Raw genomic sequence first — 2,722 nt, forward strand, 5'->3', positions numbered from 1 at the left:
GGCCGCTCCTGTTCTTGATGACCCGCACGTGACGCAGATCATCTCCCCATTCCTACGGCGTATACTCAGAGGTCGCCCGCAACCGCGACCTCTCACAGGAGCCGACTTTGCCTCTCGAATCCATCTCCATACGCGGGGCCCGCGAGCACAACCTCAAGGGCTTCGACCTCGAGATCCCCCGCGACCGCCTCGTCGTGATCACCGGCCTGTCCGGCTCGGGCAAGTCCTCGCTCGCGTTCGACACCATCTACGCGGAGGGTCAGCGCCGCTACGTCGAGTCGCTGTCCGCGTACGCGCGGCAGTTCCTCGGCCAGATGGACAAGCCCGACGTCGACCACATCGAGGGCCTGTCGCCGGCGGTCTCCATCGACCAGAAGACCACCAGCCGCAACCCGCGCTCCACGGTGGGCACCGTCACCGAGATCTACGACTACCTGCGGCTGCTGTTCGCGCGCGTCGGCATCCCGCACTGCCCGATCTGCGGCCGCGAGATCCGCCGGCAGACCTCGGACCAGATCGTTGACCGCATCCTCGAGCTCGAGGAGGGCACGAAGTTCCTCGTGCTCGCGCCGGTCGTGAAGGGCCGCAAGGGCGAGTACGGCAAGATGCTCGACGACCTGAAGCGCGAGGGCTTCACGCGCGTGCGCATCGACCGCGAGATGCGCGAGCTGGCAGACGAGATCGCGCTCGACAGGAAGTACAAGCACGACATCGACGTGGTCATCGACCGGCTCGTGATGAAGGACGGCATCCGCGGGCGGCTGGCCGAGAGCGTCGAGATGGCGCTGCGGCTGACCGGCGGCACGCTCACCGTGGCCGTCGTCGACGGCGAGGAGCTGCCGTTCTCGCAGGCGCTCGCGTGCCCGGTGCACGGCGTGTCGATGGACGAGCTCGCGCCGCGCGACTTCTCGTTCAACGCGCCGTACGGCGCCTGCCCGGACTGCGCCGGCCTCGGCTCGCGCCTCGAGCCCGACCCGCTGCTCATCGTGCCCGACGTGACGCTGTCGGTGGCCGAAGGCGCCATCAAGCCCTTCGCGAGCGGCCAGACGTACTACCCGCAGATGCACGCCGCCGTCGCCGCGCACCTCGGCATCGACCTCGGCACGCCGTGGAAGGACCTGCCGAAGGCGGTCCAGGACGCGTTCCTCAAGGGCTTGGGCGACACGCGCATCCGCGTGGACTACACCACGCGCGACGGGCGCGAGACGCACTGGTACTCGCGCTTCGAGGGCGCGCTGAACGCCATTGCGCGCCGGTGGGAGGAGACCGAGTCCGAGGGCAGCAAGGAGAAGCTCGAGGAGTTCATGAGCGTCATCCCGTGCAACACCTGCAAGGGCGCGCGCCTCAAGCCCGAGATCCTCGCCGTGACGTTCGGGGGCGTGAACATCCACGAGGTCACGACGATGTCGGCGAAGGCCTCGCTGGAGTTCTTCGGCGGCGTGACGCTCACGGAGCGCGAGGAGGTCATCGCGCGGCGGGTCATCAAGGAGATCGTCGAGCGGCTGCGCTTCCTCGTGGACGTCGGGCTCGACTACCTCACGCTCGACCGCGCCACGGCGACGCTCTCGGGCGGTGAGGCCCAGCGCATCCGGCTCGCCACGCAGATCGGCTCGGGGCTCATGGGCGTGCTCTACATCCTCGACGAGCCGTCGATCGGCCTGCACCAGCGCGACAACGCGCGGCTGATCGCCACGCTGGAGCGGCTGCGCGACCTCGGCAACACGGTCATCGTCGTCGAGCACGACGAGGAGACCATACGCGCAGCCGACTTCGTGGTCGACATGGGGCCGGGCGCAGGCGAGCACGGCGGCGAGGTCGTCTGCGTCGGGCCGCCCGAGGCGATGATGGAGTGCGCCGAGTCGCTGACCGGCGCGTACCTGACCGGCCGGCGCTCGATTCCGATGCCGGAGGCCCGGCGCGACACCGGCCAGCGCGGTGCGATCCGCCTGCTCGGCGCGTGCGAGCACAACCTGCGCGGGGTGGACGTCGAGTTCCCGCTCGGGCAGATGACCGTCATCACCGGCGTGTCCGGCTCGGGCAAGAGCTCGCTCGTGACCGACACGCTCGCGCCGGCGCTGTCCAACGCGGTCCAGCGCGCGCGACAGCGCACGGGCAAGTACCGCAAGCTCGAGGGCGTGGAGCTCATCGACAAGGTCATCGACATCGACCAATCGCCCATCGGCCGCACGCCGCGCTCGAACCCCGCCACATACACGGGCCTGTGGGACGACGTGCGCTCGCTGTTCTCCTCGGTGCCCGAGTCGAAGACGCGCGGCTACTCGCCGGGGCGGTTCTCGTTCAACGTCGCCGGCGGACGCTGCGAGGCGTGCAAGGGCGACGGGCAGATCAAGATCGAGATGCACTTCCTGCCCGACGTCTACGTGCCGTGCGAGGTGTGCCACGGCGCGCGCTACAACCGCGAGACGCTCCAGGTCCGCTACAAGGGCAAGAACGTCTCCGACCTCCTCGGGATGAGCGTGGAGGAGGCGCTGTCGTTCTTCGAGAACATCCCGCCGATCCGCCGCAAGCTGCAGACGCTGTACGACGTCGGCCTCGGCTACGTGAAGCTCGGCCAGCCGGCGACGACGCTGTCGGGCGGCGAGGCGCAGCGCGTGAAGCTCGCGAGCGAGCTGCAGCGGCGCAGCACCGGGCGGACGTTCTACATCCTCGACGAGCCGACCACCGGCCTGCACTTCGACGACGTGCGCCAGCTGCTCGCGGT

The 2,722-nt window shown here is 69.3% G+C and carries 1 protein-coding gene; it reads left to right on the forward strand.

Annotated elements, in window-relative coordinates; translation table 11 throughout:
- Window positions 1-107 precede the first annotated feature (107 nt).
- Window positions 108-2,722 (forward strand): excinuclease ABC subunit UvrA (uvrA, locus tag FDZ70_09015; GenBank protein ID TLM70907.1); only part of this gene is annotated, 2,615 nt, incomplete at its 3' end.

Source organism: Actinomycetota bacterium (genome assembly GCA_005774595.1).
Classification (GTDB): domain Bacteria; phylum Actinomycetota; class Coriobacteriia; order Anaerosomatales; family D1FN1-002; genus D1FN1-002.